The sequence below is a fragment of the Chryseobacterium phosphatilyticum genome, from assembly GCF_002899825.2.
GTDB classification, from domain to species: domain Bacteria; phylum Bacteroidota; class Bacteroidia; order Flavobacteriales; family Weeksellaceae; genus Chryseobacterium; species Chryseobacterium phosphatilyticum.
Genome location: NZ_PPED02000077.1, coordinates 1 through 473 on the forward strand (window position 1 = coordinate 1; position 473 = coordinate 473).

At 62.8% G+C, this 473-nt stretch carries 1 protein-coding gene; it reads right to left on the reverse strand.

Features of this window, described 5'->3' with window-relative positions; genetic code table 11:
* A partial coding sequence (locus C1631_RS25480; RefSeq protein ID WP_109714489.1) for a response regulator transcription factor occupies nt 1-473 on the reverse strand: 473 nt, incomplete at both ends.

Genomic DNA, 473 nt, shown 5'->3' on the forward strand with positions numbered 1-473 from the left:
TAGCCACGGCCCCACACGGTCTCGATGTAGTTCTTGCCCGCAGACGCGTTCGCCAGCTTCTTGCGCAGCTTGCAGATGAACACGTCGATGATCTTCAGCTCCGGCTCGTCCATGCCGCCGTAGAGATGGTTGAGGAACATCTCCTTGGTGAGCGTGGTGCCCTTCCGCAGCGAGAGGAGTTCCAGCATCTGGTACTCCTTGCCGGTGAGGTGGACGCGCGAGCCCGAGACCTCGACGGTCTTCTGATCGAGGTTCACGATCAGGTCGCCGGTGGTGATGACCGACTGAGCGTGACCCTTCGAGCGGCGGACGATGGCGTGGATCCGCGCCACCAGTTCGTCCTTGTGGAAGGGTTTGGTCAGGTAGTCGTCGGCGCCGAAGCCGAGGCCCTTCACCTTGTCCTCGATGCCGGCCATGCCGGACAGGATCAGGATCGGGGTCTTCACCTTGGCGACGCGCAAGCTCCGCAGCAC